Genomic DNA, 19,843 nt, shown 5'->3' on the forward strand with positions numbered 1-19,843 from the left:
CAGGAAGAGATGCAGAATGGGCATCAAAATCTCCAAATTGGGTTAAGATTAATGGACTTGATGGAAAAGATGGAAAAGATGGTGTAATTGGAGGCAAAGGAATTCCTGGAGCTAAAGGAGAAACTGGATATCCTGGAGATAATGTGGCTATTTATATAGATAATGAAACAGGAACTGTTTACGTACGTGATCCAAATAATAATGACAAATGGATTCCTTTATCAGGTAAAAATGGTATAGATGGAATTAAAGGTATAGATGGAGCGCCAGGTACAGCAGGTACAATTACTACGCTAGATGCGATTGTAAAAGATGCTAATGGTAATATCTATGCTTATGTTGGTGAAAGTGATACAGTTGCAGGAAGAGATGCAGAATGGGCATCAAAATCTCCAAACTGGGTTAAAATCAACGGATTAAATGGAGAAGATGGAATTACCGGAGCAACTGGAGAACCAGGTACTGCGGGTTCAATCACTACACTTGATGCGATTATAAAATCACCAAATGGCGATATTTATGTTTACACAGGTACAGATAAAACAGTTGCAGGAAGAGATGCAGAATGGGTAGCAAAATCTCCAAACTGGGTTAAAATAAACGGTAATGATGGAGTTTCTGGTTTAGCAGGAGGTCCTGGGGCTCCTGGAGCTCCTGGAGTCACAATCCCTGCAGATGCCACTACTTGGATTGATACAGAAACAGGTATTGTTTATGTTAAAGATGCCGACGGTAAGTGGGTTAAAGTAAATGGAAAAGATGGAGTTGATGGTGCTGCTGGTTTTGCTGGAGGTCCTGGAGTTCCTGGAGATCCTGGAGTTACTATACCAGCAAGTACAACTACTTGGATAGATACTACTACTGGTAATGTTTATGTTCTAGATCCAATTACTAAAGAATGGGTTAAAGTTAGCGGTGCCAACGGAAAAGATGGTAAATCATTTACATATGCGGATTTCACTGCTGACGAACTGGCTGGATTAAAAGGAGCTGATGGAGTTACTTCATTTGTACCAACTGTAACTGAAGGAAATACGATTGCAACTTTTACTGATGCAGCAGGAAATCCAGCAGCTATTAAAGAAACTATTACTTCTTTAAAAGATGTTGTAACAGAGACAACAGATGTTCGTGGACAAGTATTTGAAAAACATACTTTGACATATACTGATGAAGCTGGAGTAGAATCACCTATTGATATGTCTACATTAGTAAAAGGGGTAGAAACTTTAACATCTCTTGAATATGATGGCTCTCTAGGCGAATTAAATTATAAAGATGAGGCAGGTGTTACTACAAGTTTTAACATGGTTGACATGGTTGGTGCAAATCAAACATTAACTAAGTTAGTGATAAATTCTGATGAAGGTACATTAGATTATACTGATGAGAACAAAGCTTTGCATCCTTTAAATCTAGCAGACCTTGTAAAAGAACCTTGGTATGGTGTTGATTCTAAAAAGGGAGCAACTTTAAATACTGACAATATATACACACAAGGTTGGGTTGGAATTGGCTTTACAGCTCCGTCTGATGCTCCAAATGAAAAATTGAGAGTAAATGGAGCTATAACAACTGTGAATTCATATTATGCGGATTATGTGTTCGAGGATTACTTTAAAGGATTCTCTGATATTAAAGCAGATTATAAATTTAAAACGTTGGCAGAAATAGATGCTTATATCAAAAAGAACAATCACTTGCCAGGTATAACACCAATCAACGAATTGATGAAAACAAAAGAAGGATATTCGTTCAATGTTTCTGAGTTATCAATACAATTACTTGAAAAAACGGAAGAATTGTATTTACATATTATTGAGCAGGACAAAGAATTAGAAGCTAAAAATAATGAAATTGAAAAACTAAAAGTTGAATCTAAATCATTAAAAGCAGCAACTGATGAAATGAATGCACGTTTAGAAAAATTGGAAAAATTAATGTCAAATAAATAGTAAATCAATTAATAATTAATCTTGTCAAAGCACTTATAAAGTGCTTTGACACTGATTAAAATTTAAGAATATGAAAAATTATATAAATCAAATACAGAAGATGACCTTAGCGGTTATCCTATGTTTATTAAGTTTTGGTTCTGTTTTTGCTCAGGTAGAAACAGCAAAGATCAAAGACGGAACTATTAGCGGTGGTGCAACCAAAGCTAAAGATGGTGCTATTTTCGAATTAGAGAGTAATAATAAAGGAATGTTAATTTCACGTTTGACTACAGCACAACGTAATGCTATCCCTACGGCTAATTTATCAAATGGATTATTAATATTTAATACCAATTCAAATTGTTTTGATTATTGGGATTCTTTAAGGGTACAATGGTTAAGTATGTGTGGTACGCCTCCACCAGCTGTATTTGATGTTTCTGCAGCACAATGTTCATTGGTTATAGCTAATGGTACGTACAAGCAAGGAGTTACTTTATCAGGAGATAATACACTTACAGTTCCTGTTACAGTTACACAAGCTGGTACATATACAATGACAGCTACAACTGCCAATGGGTATTATTTTGAGGCAAGTGGAAATTTTCCTACTGCAGGGGTTTATGATATAACATTAAAAGGAACAGGAAGACCTAATACAGGTTATGCTACAGGAGATCCAGGTGACGTGGTAACTGTGATTTTAAATGGTGTAGTTTGTGATTGTACGCCACATATTTATATAGAAAAAGCTAGTGTTGATTTTGCTATTTCTTGTGGTAGTCTTACTACGATAGGAAGCTACAATATTGGTGTCGCTTTAACTGCTGATAATAAATTAACGCTTGATGTTAATGTATCAAATACAGGTTTTTGGAGTATGAAAACGAATACTGTAAACGGATATTCATTTATGGGACAAGGTACTTTTACTACAACAGGGCTTCAAACGGTTGAATTATTAGCAACAGGAACTCCAGTAGCTTCTGGAACAGATCTTTTCAATCTTACATCAAACGCCAATACAGTTGCAGGTGGATCTTGTAATGCAGTTCCAGTAGTAATTGCACCAGTTGCTTATACTATGAATTGTGCCGGAGCTACACAAAGTGGAGTATACATGCAAAATGTTGCGCTTAACTCAACTAATAATACAATTACATTGCCTATAAATGTTACAGCTACAGGTTCAACAACAATTTCAACCAACACTGTTAACGGAGTATCTTTCTCTTCAGGGCCAATTGTATTGACAAAACTTGGTGCAGATACTGTTGTTCTTAAAGGTTCAGGGACGCCTACGAGTGGAGCTACAACAGAATTAACAGTAACAGGAACCCCAGGAGCTGGTGGAGAATGTTTTTATAATTTAACTATTGCAAAACAACCTATTGCATTTACAATGACATGTAATAGTATTACAACATCAGGAAGTTATGTTCCTAATGTAGCTATGACAAGTGAAAATTCGATGGCAGTTCCGGTAAATGTGACTTATGTAGGAGATTATAGTATTTCTACTAATACATTAAATGGAATCTCTTTTTCAGCTACGGGAACTTTCACGAGTACAGGAGCGCAAACTATAACGCTAAAAGCTTCTGGAACTCCAACTGCTGGAGGATCATATTCTTACACAATTAGCACTAATAGTACTTCAAGTAGTGTAACTTGTTCTAAAGCAATTACATTTGCATACCGTCAAATGATTATTGCTGGTATTGGAGATGGTCTTTATAACCCTGGAAGTGCTAACAGTGGTGAAACTTCTTATGCGGTATTAAATAATGCAAATAATTTTGGACCTAATGGTAAAGTTCAGATGTTAGGAGGATTTAAGCTTGTTAATTACGGTGGGCCGAGTGCAAGTACACTTAAAAGTAATATTATTAGAGATAATACTGATATTATTCATATTGCATACAACTTCCAGCCTAATGCAGATGTAATTGCAGTTTTAGCAGAGTTTGTTAAGGATAAAAAGGGAGTGGTTATTTTTGCTTCTGAAAGAGATGCTAACATACCAAATGTTATAAATGGTATTTTAGGAACTAATGTTTCAACTGTTGCAGCTAATAATGGAGTTGGTAGAAATATAACTGATTTGGCAAATATTGCTGATCCTATTTTAAATGGTCCTTTTGGTAATACAGCTGGATTTAACATGGGTGGAGATGTTGATAACTCAATATTTCTTACTGCAGCACCAGCGAATAGCACTGTGTTAGCTACTGAAAAAGGTTCATCTAAAGTTTTCTCTTTTAGAGATAATACATATGGATTTGTTTTTATTGGAGATGCAGGTTACAATGCAGGTGTGGTAAGTAATAATCAAAATGGAAATTACCCTGCAAGAATGCAATCTGGCGGTATTCCTGTTGTAAAACCTAGTTATGGATATGATAGTAATGTTACCGTTTATAACAGTATTTTTTATGCGAATCTTTTTGCTTGGGCTGTAGATTATGCGCAAAATAATACAAATACAAAATATACATTTAAATAGTAAGAAGTAAGTGAAGGTAAAAAAACATCTCTTTTATGGAAATCATAAAAGAGATGTTTAATAAAACACACTAATATTTTATTATAGAAAAATTAATCTACAATCAATTTGTACATAGTTTTTTATTTTTTTTGAAGAGAGGGCTTTAGCTCTCTCTTTTTTTATACCCAAATCTATAAGTTTAAAAGCTTTTAGAGGTAAAAAGTATGATGGGTTAACAAGAAATTTGCAGTGTTGATAGCAGAGTGTTTGAGTGAAAAGAAGGACAACTTTTGATTTTGAATATTATGGTTTTTGATAATTAGATTTTTGTATAAAAAGAGAACTTAGGTTCTCTTTTTTGTTCTTTTTAGTGAGCTTATAGATTCTTATTTGTTTAAAATTTATAGAAAACCATTTAATTGGATTTCGATTAAGAATAAAGGAAAAACACTTAAAATAAAATGATGAAATAGTAAGTGCATAAAATAGATTTAAGAGAAATATGAGCTTATAAATCGATAAATATAACCGAAATTAATTCGTCTTATTTTGATATAGCAATAACTTTTACGGGTTAAGTTGATTTTGTGATTGATTTAGCTTTGTATCATAATAGAAAGTGTGATTTGTGTAATAAATTATAATATTATATATGAAAAAAAATGACTTATATAAAGAGACAAAACAATCAATTGTTAGGTATCCTGGCGGTATCTTAAGTTTTGTGCTGGTTTTGTTGGCTTCTCAAAGTGGGCAAGCACAGTTTATTAATGGTGGTATCGTAAAAGTAGATGATAAAACAATATTGTCAGTTTACGAGCCGTATATAAATGAGGTTTCAGGAGATTTTACGAATGATGGAATCGTTTACATTTTTGATAACTGGAATAATGATGGAGACGTGTTGTATACTGGTGAAGAAAGTAAAGGACGAACTGTTTTCAACGGTAAAAAAGTTCAGAAGATCGATGGACGTAAAACGACTTATTTTCAGGATGTTATTTTTGATAGTAAATCAGATTCATTAGTTCCATTTCGTTTAAATCAAATAATTTCAGTAAATGGTAAGGCAGAATTTAGAGCCGGAATAGTTGAAGTAAATAAGGAGAGTGTGATGATTTTTAATGAAAATGCTATTCATTCTGAGGCTAGTGACTTAAGTTTTGTAGATGGTAAAGTGAAGAAAATAGGAAATAGTATGTTTGAATTTCCAGTAGGGAATGATCTTTTTTTTAGACCTGCTTTTCATACTAAGGATGGTGTTGGCGATGGTAATGTCTATACAGCTCAGTATTTTCATCAAAATTCAGATAATCAATATAAGCATGCAAGTAAAGAGGATTCTATATTATTGATTAATGATAAGGAATATTGGAATGTAACACAAGATGAAGGAGCTGATAAAATTGTACTAACTCTTACGTTAGATTCACAAACAACACCAAATGAGTTTCTTGATGTTGCTTCAGGAATGAAAGTAGTTATTGTGCGTTGGGATACAGCTTCGTCCAAATGGATTGAGGAAAAAGGAGAAGTAAGTGAACCTATTCCTAATACAAGTAAAGATGCTGGATATTCTCAATTATTAACTGCTCAGGTTAGTGGATATGGAATTTTTACAATGGCACTAGTTAAGGATAATAAGCCATTAGATGATGTAATTGTTTATAATGCTGTATCTCCAAATGGCGATGGAGTTAATGATACTTTCCTTATTGAAGGGATTAAAGATTACCCTGATAATTCAGTTGAGATTTACAACCGTTGGGGAGTAAAAGTATATGATGCAAAATCATATAATGAGAGTGATGTGATGTTTAGAGGATACTCTGATGGTCGTGTAACAGTAAATAGAGGAGAAAAACTTCCTACAGGAACTTATTTCTATATATTGAGATATACTAAGGGAGAAGAAGGAAAAGAGAAATCTGGATACCTATACATCAATAATCAATAAAATTAAAAATCATTAAATTAAAAATAATTACAACTAATGAAAAAGATTTTTTACATAGTAACAATTGTATTGTTAGGGATTTTTGATGCTTCGGCACAACAAGAGTCCCAGTATACACAATACATGTACAATACAATGACTTTTAATCCAGGATATACGGGTTCAAGAGATTTGGTAAGTGCAATGGGGTTATACAGAACACAGTGGGTTGGTCTTGATGGAGCTCCAAAAACAATGAATTTTTCGATACAAAGTCCTTTAGGATATCATGGTAATGGTATTGGTTTAAACGTAGTAAGTGATGAGATAGGACCAACAAAAAATACTGGAGTTATGCTTAATTATGCCTATACAATTATGGGTAATAATGGAGACTTAAAAGTTTCTTTTGGTATCTCTGGAGGATTTGACAATTTTGTAGTAGATTATTCTAAATTAAATATCAAAAATGCAGAGGATCCGTATTTAATGGGTAAAGAATCTCAGTTCTCACCAAATGTTGGAGCAGGAGTTTATGTTCATACCTATAATTGGTATGTTGGAGTATCGGTTCCAAAATTATTAAAAACAGATTTTTTTGATGATGTTTCATCATCTGTCTATACTACAAAATCGCATTTTTATGGTATTGCAGGATATGTATTTGATATTAATCCATACTTAAGATTTAAACCTGCAGTTTTAGCAAAATTTGTATCGGGAGCTCCGATAGCTGTCGATGTATCTGCAAACTTCTTAATTAATAATAAATTTACTATTGGAGCTGCATACCGTGTAGATGCCAGTGTAAGTGGATTAGCAGGTTTCCAGGTAACAGATGGTATCCAAGTTGGATATGCGTATGATTATGAAACTACAAACCTAGGAAATTATAATTCAGGTTCACATGAATTTTTCTTAAGATTTGATCTTTTCAATAAGTCAAACAAACGAATGATTAATCCGAGATTCTTTTAATAATGATTACAAAAATACATATGAAAAAATACTTTTTACTTTGGATAGTATTATTTGGTCTGCATAATTCTTATTCGCAAGACAGATTAGTTAATAGAGCAGAAAAAAATTACGATAAACAAGCATATGCATACGTTAGTTCAAGCGATTTATATGATAAACTAGTTCTGAAAGAATTTGGTTCTTCTGGAATTTATGCAAAATTAGGAGATTCGTACTTTTTTAATGGTGATTACAAGAATGCTCTAAAGTCTTATAATCAGATAGCAAAATTAAAAGATAATTACGTTTTCACAAATGACCAGTTATTTAGATATTCGCAGTGTCTAAAATCTAATGGACAATTTGAAGAGGCATCAAAAATCATAAAAGAGCTTAATAGTAAATCAGGACAGCAAGCAATTGCAGCTGGTACTGAGTATTTACAGAATATTGAAAAACAGTCGAATCGTTTTACAATTAAAGCTGTTAGTATTAACTCTAATATGCCTGATTATGGAGTATCTTTTTATAAAGAGAATAAGGTTATTTTTACTTCTGCAAGAGATACAAATGTTGTAGAGAGAATGAAAGACAGATGGAATAAAAAACCTTTTTTCAAACTTTATGAAGCGACAATCACTGATGATGGAGATTTAGTTGATGCTAAAAGAATGAATGGAAAAGTGAATTCAGTTTTCCACCAATCAACAGCTGTAGTTACTGCAGATGGTAGTCAAATGTATTTTACCAGAAGTAATTTTTTGGGTAATAAATATGGTGTTGATGAAACAAAAACAAATCGTCTTAGAATTTACAGAGCTACACTTGTAAAAGACAAATGGACAAACATTGAAGATTTATCTTTTAATAGTGATTCTTTTTCAAATGCTCATCCAGCTTTGAGACCTGACGGTAAAAGTTTAATTTTTGCTTCAGACAGACCAGGTTCTATTGGACAAACGGATTTATATGAAGTTGCAATCAATGAGGATGGGACTTTTGGTGAAGTTAAAAATATGGGACCAACTATTAATACAATAGGAAGAGAAACTTTTCCTTCTATGTCAACTACAGGGCAACTTTATTTTGCATCTGATGGACATCCAGGACTTGGTGGTTTAGATGTTTTTGAAGCATTCAAGAATACTGATAACACTTATAAAATTGTTAATGTTGGGAAACCAATAAATTCATCTGGAGATGATTTTGGATTTGTAATTAATCCAGAAACACATAAAGGATTCTTTGCATCTAATAGAACTAATGATGATCAAATTTATGGTTTGACTGAATTAGAACCAATTAAAGTTAAATATGATCTTGTTGTTTTCGGAAAAGTATACGATAGTAAACAAAACGAATTGTTACCAAAAGTTAAGATTACTGTTCTTGATTCAAATAAGAAAATGGTAGATGAGTTTTATACTGATAATGCAGGCGAATATTTATTAAAGGTACCAGTAGGAGATTATTCTTTAGTTTATGATAAAATTGGTTATTATCAACAAACGCATGAATTACTTATTCCTAAGAAATTTGAAAATCAAAGTTTTGAGATTGATAAATATTTGGTAACTGATCCTAGTGTAAAAGAGTTAGAAGGTGAAGGAGGAAAAACTATTACTGATGGTTCTGATTTAACAAAAACTCTTGATTTACAACCAATTTATTTTGACTTAGATGGTGCTAATATTAGAAAATCTTCAGAAAAAGAATTGAATAAAGTTGTACAGATCTTAAAAGATTATCCAAGATTAACAGTTGATATTAAGTCACATACAGATAGTCGTGGAGATAATGCTTACAACTTAAAACTTTCTGATAGAAGAGCTAAAGCTACTATTAATTATATTGTAAGTAAAGGAATCAAAGCTGATAGAGTTACAGGCCAAGGTTATGGTGAAACTCAATTGATAAATAAATGTGCTGATGGTGTAAAATGTTCTGAGAAACAACATCAATTAAACAGACGTTCAGAGTTCATTATTTCTTTTCATCACGAATAGGTATTTGAATAGGAATATGTTTTAAAAAAAGTGGATATCATAATGATATCCACTTTTTTGTTTTGATCATATGAGATGCATAAATCAATAAGATTTAAATTGAATAAAAAAAAGGTGTAATGACTTATCAGAAAAGATTAAATGAAATCAAGGATAATTATCCATTTGATGAATGGATAGATAATTTTTCGGCAGATACAGAGGATAAAAATGATAAAGGGATTGAGCAATATACTCAAGAGAATTGTGATGCTACAAAAGCTATTTTTGACTATTTACTAGGCAAATTGTACTTAATTGGAGAAAAAGCATCAGAATTAAATAAAATTGAATTGTTTGAAATTATTATTAATTCACTCAATCGACTTAATGATGAGAAAGGATTATTCGATTTTGGTGTAAGTGAAGATTTATGTGACTTGGTAGATGAAATAACTTTAGTTGCTGGTCTTAATCCTGAAATTTATGCAAACGGGAAAGGGATTCCGGATATTTGGAGAGAATGGTAATGCTTGATTATGAAATAAATAGCAATGTCTGTAAAACACAGAATAAACTAAAAGATTAAATTGAACTGCTAGATAAGTATTGAAAAGGAGATAATATAAAATACTACTCTTTTTAGTTTATCTAAGAAAGAGTAGTACTTGTATAATTACAGATAAGTATCTGGTCTAAGAACAGCAAAGTTTTTTTGTTTCTTTTTTTTAATAAAATCCTCAGAAGGTTTTCTATGAAAAAGGTCATAATATTTTGTGCAGAAATAGCTTAATTTGGTGTAATTTAACTCATAAATTATTTCTGTTAAAGTGTTATAATCTCCACTTTGTAAAAGACGGTTTGCAAGAAGCATTTTTTCTTTTATAAAAAGATTATTTGGGGTATTATGAAATTCTTTCTTGAATAACATTTTATACTTTGAAGGTGACATTCCAGCCATTTTAGATAAAAAAGGTACGGAAGGGAATGGGTTGTATAAATGATCTAGAAGGTAGTTTTTTGTCTTGGTAATAGCTTCTATTTCAATTTCGGTAGTTTCATTCTTTACTGCTTCAGAATCTGTATATCTATTTAAAAAATTACCCAATAATTTTAAAGAAATTCCTTTAAGATAGGGATCAAATGAACTGTCATATACTGATCTACTCTTTAGGGATTGGATAAGTAATATACTATTACTATCCATATTATCGTAGTAATAAGGTACTGTTTTTTTTATTTTTATTCTTCTATTAGTAAATTCTTCGCTAGGATGACTTTCTACAAATTCGTTTAGTAAGTTTTTATCAACAAGTAGACGTAATGCTAATGTTCTATGTCCTACTGCAGGTTTAAAGGAGCTCTCTATATCATTACTTATAATTGCTAGCCCTACATTTATTGCAGAACCGATTTCATAATCAATATCTTGTATTTTAATTAAATTAGTATGGTCACTTAAATCAAAATGGAATATATATAATTCGTTTTCAGATTTAAGACGGTTTATTTTTAAAGGAGTTGTTAAAACAAAATCCATAAATAATGCGGAAATTCCAGGTGTTATTTGAGTAAAATAGGATTGCCCGTGCCCTAATGTTTCAGGAATAACAATTATTTTATCATCAATAAGTTCTCCACCCATTTCTTCAGCAAGTTTGTATTGCCATTCTGGAGTTAAAGAATAAAAATGTGTAATTTTTTTCATTGCAGATAAGTTTTTGTTTAGTCTTTTTTATTTTCTATTCACTGCTATGGATATTTTTAATCCGGTATTTTTTATAATTGTTTAATAAATGATTTTGGAGTTATTCCAAATTGCTCTTTAAATTTCGAAGCGAAATAGGAGTTGTTGGTAAAATTAAGCTTGTCAGAAACCTGAGATATTGATAGTTGTTTTTTCTCCAGTAGTTCTTTAGCTAATAGCATTTTATTATCCATGAAAAATGCATTTGGTGTTGCGCCTGTAATTTTTTTAAATAAATTCTTAAATTTTGATTCTGACATGTTCGCTTTGCTTGCCATCAATTTTATCGTCGGAAAATGATCTTCTATATTGCTAATTAAGAACATTTGTGTTGCTACAATATTTGCCAAATCAGATTCATTTACTGTTTGTATAATAATTCTATGACTTGCCATTTTTCTTAAATAATTAGAAAGTAATAGATGAACAGTACCTACTAAATTTAAATCAAATACAGGTCCTCCAACTTTTAGCTTACGCAAATCGGTTAGTATGTGATAACTTTCGCTGCTCATCCTGTCTAATCGAATAATTGTGTTTTTTTCAGGATCAGCAATTTTATCAATATTATGAAAAGTAATATTGTTTTTTTTTGCGAATGTAGCTATCGTAGTCTTTTTAACAAATATGCAAAGTACATATGTTTTACTACCGTTCTTAACAAAATAATTTGATTCTAGTCCACCATCAATAACCGTTAAATTGTACTTCCAGCGCCCTATATCATGCATAAAAGTACTACTCCTTAATGAAGCTTCTCCTTCGGTTAAATTGTAATAGATTCCTATAAAATCATTAGTATTATTTTTCTGGATTAAGTGTAAATTCTTATTATAAGTTACATCAATATAATAGGCGATAATGCCATCACCACAGTCCAGAACATACCTTGTTCCGGTTTGGATACTATCTGGTATAACTATAAAATTACCATCCGTTTTTCCTTCCATTTGTAATGCAAAAGGAGCAACCCAGTTCAGGTCGGCACCATAAGTATGTTCTATTATTTTCACAGAGATATATTTTTATGCACTATAAAGTTAAGTTTTTTTATATTAAAATATTGATTGTCAGTGTTTATTATGTGTTATTTACTAGCGATTTTGTATTGTATCATTCATATAAGGATTTTTTATTTGCTTATCCTATGTTTTAAAATATAGTATTATCGTTTTACAGTTGATTAAAAAAGTAGTTTTGTTTTATGTTATAATTGTTTGATAAATGTTTTAGGTGAAATACCAAAATGCTCTTTAAATTTTGATGCGAAATAAGAATTGTTAGTAAAATTAAGCTTGTCGGATACTTGTGATATTGACAACTGATTTTTTTCTAATAGTTCCTTAGCTCTAAGTAGCTTATTGTCCATGAAAAATGCATTAGGTGTCATACCTGTTATTTTTTTGAACAAATTTTTAAACTTAGACTCAGACATGTTAGCTTTATTAGCAATGAATTTGATAGTCGGAAAGTGGCCTTCAATATTATCGATTAAAAACATCTGCACAGCTACAATATTAGCCAAGTCTGTTTTATTTACAGTTTGGATAATAATTCTTGTACTCGACATTTTTTTGAAAAAATTAGATAACAATAAATGTACAGTTCCTTTGAGGTTTAAGTCAAATATAGGACCGCCAACTTTTAGTTTTTGTAAGTCGGTTAGGATATGATAACTATCACTACTCATTCTATCAAATCGTATTATAGTATTTTTTGTTGGATCTGTAATTTTGTCTATATCTTTTAGTGTAATATTATTTTTTTTGGCATAGGATTCCATCATGTTTTTCTTGATGAAAATGCAAAAAACAAATGATTTAGTTCCCGATTTAATCAAATAATTTGTTTCGAGTGAACTATCAATAACTAAGAGATTATAGTGCCATCTGCCTATTTCTTGCTCAAAATTGCTACTAGAATATTTTATTCCTCCTTCTGTTAAATTGTAATATATTCCGATAAAATCATCGCTAGTGTTTTTTTGGATTAAGTTAAAATCCATATTGTTTATTCCATCGACATAATAGGCAACAATATCGTCTTCACAATCTAAAAAATATCTATTTCCAGAGAAAAGACCATCTGATGAAATTATAAAATTACCATCAACTTTGGCGCCCAATTGCTCAGCTAGTGGAGCTACCCAATCTAAGTTGGTTCCATATGAGTGTTTAATTATTTTCACAGTAATATTGATATAATAAAGTTATACAGCTTGTTTTTAAATAGCATTCATATTTAAAAAGCTGCTTATTCGACATTTAATATTTTTAATTTATTTATTCCTGAAGGAAACTGCCACGAGATTTCATCATTAATAGAATATCCATATAGAGCTAATCCCATTGGAGACATTACGGATAGTTTATTCTGATTTAAATTGCTTTTTTCAGGAACAACAATCTGAAAGTTTTTAATAATGTTGGTTGCTATTTGCACGGTTACTTTTGAATTTATTCTTACAATTTTTTCAGGCATCTGATTATGAGCCATAACTGTTGCTGTCTCAAGTTCTCTCGATAATCTTTTAATAGAGAGATTGTATATTCTATCGCTATTGTTTTGTGTTGTTGATATAATTTCTTTTAATAATTCAAGTTCTTTTGCTTCTATTATTATCTTATTATTTTCCATTGTAATTTGATTTTACTTAATAAACGTATGCTTTATAGCAGTTTATTTTTTTAGTTATTTTAATTATAAACATTCAGCATTTTTAAGTAAGTTGCAGTTAGAAACTTTATGACAAATCTTTAAGAGTAACAATGATATTATTGTTTAATCTTAAGGCATGTCGTATTTATCCTGATTAGGATGATGATGTTTATAGTTTTTTATAGATGATGATTATATTGCAGTTGCGAAATCACTCATGTTTTCTTGGATATGTATTTTAATTTTTTCGCTTTCATCGTCCATAATCTTGAAAAAATCTTTATCGATAGAATTAAAATGTGGAAACTCTTGATACATTCTTGAAAATTGTTCCTCTGTCCTTTCCATTTCTAAAAAAGGTTTATGTGCTAAATAAATTTCTTTGGCTTTATCTATATTTATTGCCATTTCTTTTATTCCCCATACCTTCATTGTTTCAGAGAAAAGAGTTTCAAATATATAACCACCGTATCCATTTTGTATTAGGGATAAATAGCCTCCATTAGTAACTTCGCCATATAGTATATTATATGCCATTAATGTATGCTGGGCAGTATTAAATTCATTTTCAGTTTCATCATATTGCCCATCCATTAATTCATAATATTTAGAAAGTAATAGAAAGAAAAAATCCCAAGTATTTTCTTTTGCTTCTAAAATTTCTTTTTTGGTAATTTTCGGTAATGTATTTTTTATTGTTCCTGTTTTTATTTCAGCTTTCACTTCCATTATCGTATCCATTTTCGTTTTCATCATCTTTTCCATTTTTTCTGCTTTATTGAGGTTATTTTAATTCGTTTTATATAACAATATAAATATTGCTTTTGTATGTATTTATGTATGAATTAAGGCAAAATGTATGCCTTAAACTCATATAAAAGTTAACAAGTTGTTAATCAATTTAATGATATAGAAGCTTATAAAATCATTTGTTTTTGAGCCATGGGAATTTGGTGTCATTCGAGGAATAATTACCCAATTCTAACTCATATAATTTTCTGATTAAGTGTTTTACGGTCAATTTGTAATATTTTTGCAGCATGGGTTTTATTATTATCAACAGCTGCAAGAACTTTTAAAATCTGTTCTTTTTCATATTCTTTTAGTGATTTAAGAATGTTTATTTCTCCACTTGTGATGTGATATTTAAGATGTTCTGGTATTTGTTGAATATCTATAGTATCATCGCTCATTATTATCATACGCTGTATAATATTTTCGAGTTCACGAACATTACCAGGCCAAGAGTAGCGTAGTAATATTTCGATCGCTTTTTCGGTGATTGAGATGTTTGGTTTATCATATTCAATACTATATTTTTTTAAAAAAGTATCTATTATAGGAATGATATCCTCTTTTCTTTCTCTTAAAGGTGTTGTCTTGATATTAACAACATTTAGTCTATAATATAAATCTTCTCTAAAAGCATTTTTTTGTACCATTTGAAATAAATCGGTATTAGATGCAGCAATTATTCGAACATTAAGTTTCTCGGGAATTTGTGATCCTACTCTTGTAATCTCTTTTTCCTGAAGTACTCTAAGAAGTCTTGTTTGTACAGATAATGAAGCTGTACCAATTTCATCTAGAAAAATTGTTCCTCCAGAAGCTGCCTGAAACAATCCGATTCTTGATTCATTAGCTCCAGTAAATGCTCCTTTTACATAACCAAAAAGTTCAGATTCCATTAGTCCTTCTGGGATTCCACCGCAGTTTACAGTAATAAAAGGCATTTTCGCTAGAATACCATTATAATGTATTGCTTTAGCGATAAGTTCTTTTCCAGTACCACTATCTCCTTGTATAAGTACTGTTGCCATGTTGTTTTTAACTCTTTTTATTATCTCAATTAAATCTCTTAATTGATCAGAGTTACCTACAATACCAGAATAATTATTATCTATTGGTATAGAGGTTTTTTTCGGTAGTAGAGTTTTTGTTTTATTTCTTGTTTTTATAAAGGAATTCTCAACCGCTTTTTTAAGTTCTTCATTTGTGAATGGTTTAACCAAATAATCGAATGCACCTGCTTGTATCGAAATTACGGCACTATTAATTGATGGTAAACCTGTTATTACCAATTTAGGCATTAATGGATAATGTTCTTCAGTAAACTTTATTAATTCAATACCATTTATTTCCGGCATATTTAGGTCGGTTATAAGGAGGTCTATATTGGTATATTTTAAAATACCTAAAGCTTCATTTACTGATGATGCTTTATAGATATGATAATTTAATGCTTTTAGATTGCGCTGAAGCAAATCTAGCATGTCATAATTATCATCTACAATTAGTATGTTTTCTTTCTTTAAGTTCATTTTAATTATTGTAACGGTAACTTTATTAAAAAAATCGTTCCACTTGGGGTATTATCAATCACCTCTATATCTCCATTATGGTTTTTAATTATTCCATGTACTACACTAAGTCCAAGGCCACAGCTTTCGCCTACAGGTTTTGTAGTGAAAAATGGGTCAAATATTTTTTGTTTAATTTCATGAGGAACTCCAGGGCCATTGTCTGCTATTTTTAGTATCATATTTTCTTCGTCACTATTCACTCCTATATAGATGATACTATTCTTTGGGGCTACGTATATTGCATTTATAAGTAGATTAAATAAAACTTGAGTAAGTTGAATGGAATCTACTTTTGCAATAATATCATCGTCTTGAAAATCAAGTTGATATTGTACACTTTTTTTCTGAAAATTCTGCTTAAGAAAGGTGAGAGCATCAGTTACTATTGGCTTTATTTTTAGTAATTGTAATTGTTGAGGCATGCCACAAGAAAAAAACATTAATTTTTTGACTATTTCGCGTGAATAGATTGCTGAATTTATGATTTTGGCGATATCATCAATAATTATTTGATCTTTGGTTTCATCTTTAATAAGCTCTGCAAACCCTAATATGTTAGCAAGGGGGGTATTAAGTTCGTGTGCAATTCCTGCAGTCATTTCTCCAAGAATTGATAGTCTGTCTTTTCTCTCTAAAGTTTTCCTTAGAGTAGCCTTTTTTTCTAAATTTTGGTATTTTTCTATGTAATTGCCAATTTCAAAAGAAACGGTATCTAAAAGTTCTTGTTCTTCTTTTAGAAAATGATTAAGATTATATTTTGGCTGAGGATAATATACTTTGATAAATCCTGAGACTTTATTTGATACTATTATTTCACTATGTTGCGAAACATTATTTTTTGGAATTAATGCTGTAGCTAGTGTATAATCATTTATCTGAATTTCGACTATAGAATCATCACAAAATCTCCATGCTTTTACCACTGAAAAAATGATTTCTTCCAGAGTAACTTTATTAACATTATTAGATTTTGAAATTATTTTTGAAATCTGATAAAGACATAATAATTCTTTAATTCTTTCTTTTAGTTTTTCTTCTGGGGCACTATTAATCATTACTTTTTTGTAGGAAAAAGGTTAAAAAATTTATAAAACTAATCAAAGTTAGATAAATTTCCTAATTGAAACTAGGAATTCTTATTTTCTTTTAACTATTTAAAAATGAACTAAATAGGTGGTTGTAATGTGACTTATTCTACTATTATTATAACTTTTTAGGGCTATTTAGCAATTGCTTTTTTGATTAACTTAAAAGCGTAATATTTTTAATGAAAAAGCGACATTTTTTTTAAAAATTTATTTAGTTCTAGAAATTGAAAATGGATGCAGTGAGGAAGAAATAGGTGTTTTTTTATATAAATGAGAGAGGTAAATAATCTTTATAATTTTGTTACCTTTTATGTCTTTAATTTCTTTATAATTTTTCACTTTGTTATATTTGAATATAAATTGAAATTAAAAGAATAATTAGAAAATAATATAATGAGTATGCTTAAAAATATTTTTGGAAAAAAGAGTGAAGCTATAAAGTCAAATGCTGATTTTTGGAATTGGTTTGAAAAAAATGAAAAGGATTTTTACAACGCTGTGAATAGAGGTACAAATATCGAGAAAGATTTTTTTGATAAATTATCTCCCCAACTAGAAAGTCTAAAAGAGGGTTATTTCTTTTTGACAGGAATGCTTAATGAACAAACTGCTGAATTGGTTCTTACTGCAGATGGAAACATAAAGAATATTGTTTTTGTAGAAGAATTAGTTAATGCAGCTCCTAAGCTTCCTAACTGGAAATTTACCGCCTTAAAACCAGCGACAGATATTAAAAATGTTTCTATAAAAATGGGAGATTATACTTTTGGTAGTGATAATCTGTTTTTTTACTCAAATGATGATAAGGAATATCCAGATAAAATAGATATTACAGTAGTACATTTAGATTGTAATGAAGAGAATAAGCCAATTATAACTAACGGAACTTACATCTTTTTAGATAATTATCTGGGAGAATTGCACTTTACCGAAAACATAGATATAATTGATGTAATTGGTAAAGATGAAGCAAATAAAGAATTAGTACCTATCGAGAAACTACAAGATTTCCTGATTTGGAGACAAAAGGAATTTGTAGAGAAGTATGAAGGAGTAAGGCATAATACTGAGAATGATGGTTATTCTAGTCTTGAAGCTACACTTAGTAGTGGTTTACCTCTAATTGCAGTTATTAATTCTACATTGTTTGAATGGGATGCTAAACCATCACATCCGTGGATTGTAACCGTAAAAATAGGTTATAACGGAGAGGATAATAACGGATTTCCTGATAATGAAACATTTCAGTTATTAAATGAAATCGAAGATGATTTTTTAATGAAAGAACTTAAAGATTCCGAAGGATATCTTAATCTAGGGCGTGAAACTGCAGAAAATTTAAGAGAAATTTATTTTGCTTGTAAAGATTTTAGAAAACCTTCAAAAGTACTGGAAGAGATTAAGAATAAATTTACCTCTCAAGTTGAGATTGAATATGAAATTTACAAAGACAAATACTGGCAATCTTTTAATAGATATATGAATTAGTTTTTTTGAGGTTTTATCTAAGATTCTGAGATGCAAAGGCTCTAAGGTTCTAAGGTTGCTCAGTTTGAACATAAAACAAACAAAATAGTACTTGAAATATTATCCTGACGTAAGAAGATAAGAATTTATAGTGAGTTGAAAAAGCAATCTCCATAAGTGAAGTGACTCTAAATAGGTTATAGACTCACTTATGGAGATTCTTCGGCTCTGCTCATAATGACAAGATGATGAATTTTTTATGTTCAAGCGGAATAACTTTTACAACTCAGCGCCTTAGTACCTTGTTATTATTCTCTCCCCAGTTGGACATTAAATCTAAAATTTCTTTAAAAGATTTACCAAGTTCCGTTAATTCATATTCTACTTTAGGAGGAACTTGCGCGTGAACAATCCGATTTATTAAACCATCATTTTCTAATTCTTTAAGTTTAGAAATAAGCATACGCTCTGAAATTCCTGTAAGTCTGAATTTTAATTCACTGTATCGGAGTTTATTCTCATTTATAAGATAGCTTAATATGTTTATTTTCCATCTCCCTCCAATTATCGATAGCGTGTAGGCGATACCACAATTTTCGTTTAAGTAATTTTCATTAATACTATTGGTAGAGTTTTCTTTTCTCATAGCGTGTACTTACTTTTTTATCAGTACCCTACAATTTTGTATGTACTTTAATAAATGCAAGTTAGTAAATACATTTACAGCGTAAAAATTAAAATTTGTAAAAAATGGAAACTATTAAAACAATCATTTATTGGGCGAGTTATTTGTATTATCTCTATGTATTTGGGTATGCCTCACTTTTCAAAGTTTTTCAAAAAGAATCTATGATGAAAAGCATGGAATCTTTAGGCTTTAACAAGATTTGGACAATTTATATTGGTATCGGAGAACTTATCGGTGTCTTGTTAATTGTTATAGGGTTATTTAATCCGCCTATAAAAACAATTGGGATTCTATTGTTGTTTCCTTTTGCAGTTGGGGCATTTACAGCTCATATGGCTCATCAGGAATACAATCATTTTTATAATTCTCTTATAATGTGTATTCTCTCCGTATTACTGTTATGGACAGACAAGACTTTTAAAATAATTTTATAAAAGTAGCTAACTGTCTAAAGATTTTTTCACCATTAAGAAATTAAGAAAAGGGAAGTGTTTATCCTTAATGAAACTTAATTTCTTAATGGTGA

At 30.4% G+C, this 19,843-nt stretch carries 16 protein-coding genes; 8 read left to right on the forward strand and 8 right to left on the reverse strand.

The window, feature by feature from the left end; genetic code table 11:
- The 6 genes from SHI72_RS17705 to SHI72_RS17730 form a co-directional block, all read left to right on the forward strand.
- Window positions 1-1,955, forward strand: a 1,955-nt coding sequence (locus tag SHI72_RS17705; protein ID WP_323490865.1) for a hypothetical protein, incomplete at its 5' end; no start/stop codon positions are given.
- A 70-nt stretch (window positions 1,956-2,025) separates the two neighbouring features.
- The gene (locus tag SHI72_RS17710) at window positions 2,026-4,443 is read left to right on the forward strand and encodes a hypothetical protein (RefSeq protein WP_323490866.1); all 2,418 of its coding nucleotides are present in this window, start codon (window positions 2,026-2,028) and stop codon (window positions 4,441-4,443) included.
- A 634-nt stretch (window positions 4,444-5,077) separates the two neighbouring features.
- Window positions 5,078-6,382 (forward strand): gliding motility-associated C-terminal domain-containing protein, encoded by a 1,305-nt coding sequence (locus SHI72_RS17715; RefSeq protein ID WP_323490867.1) that lies wholly within the window; start codon window positions 5,078-5,080, stop codon window positions 6,380-6,382.
- A 36-nt stretch (window positions 6,383-6,418) separates the two neighbouring features.
- Window positions 6,419-7,339, forward strand: coding sequence for a type IX secretion system membrane protein PorP/SprF (locus SHI72_RS17720; protein ID WP_323490868.1), 921 nt, complete (start codon window positions 6,419-6,421; stop codon window positions 7,337-7,339).
- Window positions 7,340-7,359: 20 nt separating this feature from the next.
- Window positions 7,360-9,327, forward strand: a complete 1,968-nt coding sequence (locus tag SHI72_RS17725; protein WP_323490869.1) for an OmpA family protein — start codon at window positions 7,360-7,362, stop codon at window positions 9,325-9,327.
- Window positions 9,328-9,446: 119 nt separating this feature from the next.
- Window positions 9,447-9,836 (forward strand): hypothetical protein, encoded by a 390-nt coding sequence (locus SHI72_RS17730; protein ID WP_323490870.1) that lies wholly within the window; start codon window positions 9,447-9,449, stop codon window positions 9,834-9,836.
- Between the two features lie 146 nt (window positions 9,837-9,982).
- On the opposite strand, the gene SHI72_RS17735 is transcribed toward SHI72_RS17730, so the two are convergent.
- From SHI72_RS17735 to SHI72_RS17765, 7 genes are all read right to left on the reverse strand, one after another.
- Window positions 9,983-11,014 (reverse strand): AraC family transcriptional regulator, encoded by a 1,032-nt coding sequence (locus SHI72_RS17735; protein WP_323490871.1) that lies wholly within the window; start codon window positions 11,012-11,014, stop codon window positions 9,983-9,985.
- A gap of 71 nt (window positions 11,015-11,085) precedes the next feature.
- Window positions 11,086-12,066, reverse strand: a complete 981-nt coding sequence (locus SHI72_RS17740) for an AraC family transcriptional regulator (RefSeq protein WP_323490872.1) — start codon at window positions 12,064-12,066, stop codon at window positions 11,086-11,088.
- Window positions 12,067-12,260: 194 nt separating this feature from the next.
- The gene (locus SHI72_RS17745; protein ID WP_323490873.1) at window positions 12,261-13,241 is read right to left on the reverse strand and encodes a helix-turn-helix transcriptional regulator; all 981 of its coding nucleotides are present in this window, start codon (window positions 13,239-13,241) and stop codon (window positions 12,261-12,263) included.
- A gap of 65 nt (window positions 13,242-13,306) precedes the next feature.
- Entirely contained in the window at window positions 13,307-13,690 is a 384-nt protein-coding gene (locus SHI72_RS17750; protein WP_323490874.1) for a GreA/GreB family elongation factor, read from the reverse strand.
- A 213-nt stretch (window positions 13,691-13,903) separates the two neighbouring features.
- Window positions 13,904-14,467 (reverse strand): DMP19 family protein, encoded by a 564-nt coding sequence (locus SHI72_RS17755; RefSeq protein WP_165572131.1) that lies wholly within the window; start codon window positions 14,465-14,467, stop codon window positions 13,904-13,906.
- A gap of 230 nt (window positions 14,468-14,697) precedes the next feature.
- Entirely contained in the window at window positions 14,698-16,032 is a 1,335-nt protein-coding gene (locus tag SHI72_RS17760) for a sigma-54 dependent transcriptional regulator (protein WP_323490875.1), read from the reverse strand.
- Window positions 16,033-16,037: 5 nt separating this feature from the next.
- Window positions 16,038-17,129 carry a sensor histidine kinase gene (locus SHI72_RS17765; protein WP_086895887.1) on the reverse strand — a complete coding sequence of 364 codons (1,092 nt, stop codon included), beginning with the start codon at window positions 17,127-17,129 and terminating at the stop codon, window positions 16,038-16,040.
- A 426-nt stretch (window positions 17,130-17,555) separates the two neighbouring features.
- Between SHI72_RS17765 and SHI72_RS17770 the strand changes: the two genes are divergently transcribed.
- Entirely contained in the window at window positions 17,556-18,650 is a 1,095-nt protein-coding gene (locus tag SHI72_RS17770; protein WP_323490876.1) for a DUF695 domain-containing protein, read from the forward strand.
- A 265-nt stretch (window positions 18,651-18,915) separates the two neighbouring features.
- Here the strand turns inward: SHI72_RS17770 and SHI72_RS17775 are convergent, their stop codons facing one another.
- Window positions 18,916-19,275 (reverse strand): helix-turn-helix domain-containing protein, encoded by a 360-nt coding sequence (locus SHI72_RS17775; RefSeq protein ID WP_323490877.1) that lies wholly within the window; start codon window positions 19,273-19,275, stop codon window positions 18,916-18,918.
- A gap of 104 nt (window positions 19,276-19,379) precedes the next feature.
- Between SHI72_RS17775 and SHI72_RS17780 the strand changes: the two genes are divergently transcribed.
- Window positions 19,380-19,751: a DoxX family protein gene (locus SHI72_RS17780; protein ID WP_323490878.1), complete on the forward strand. Its 372-nt coding sequence runs from the start codon at window positions 19,380-19,382 to the stop codon at window positions 19,749-19,751.
- The last annotated feature ends 92 nt before the right edge of the window (window positions 19,752-19,843 follow it).

This window comes from Flavobacterium sp. PL02, assembly GCF_035013205.1.
Classification (GTDB): domain Bacteria; phylum Bacteroidota; class Bacteroidia; order Flavobacteriales; family Flavobacteriaceae; genus Flavobacterium.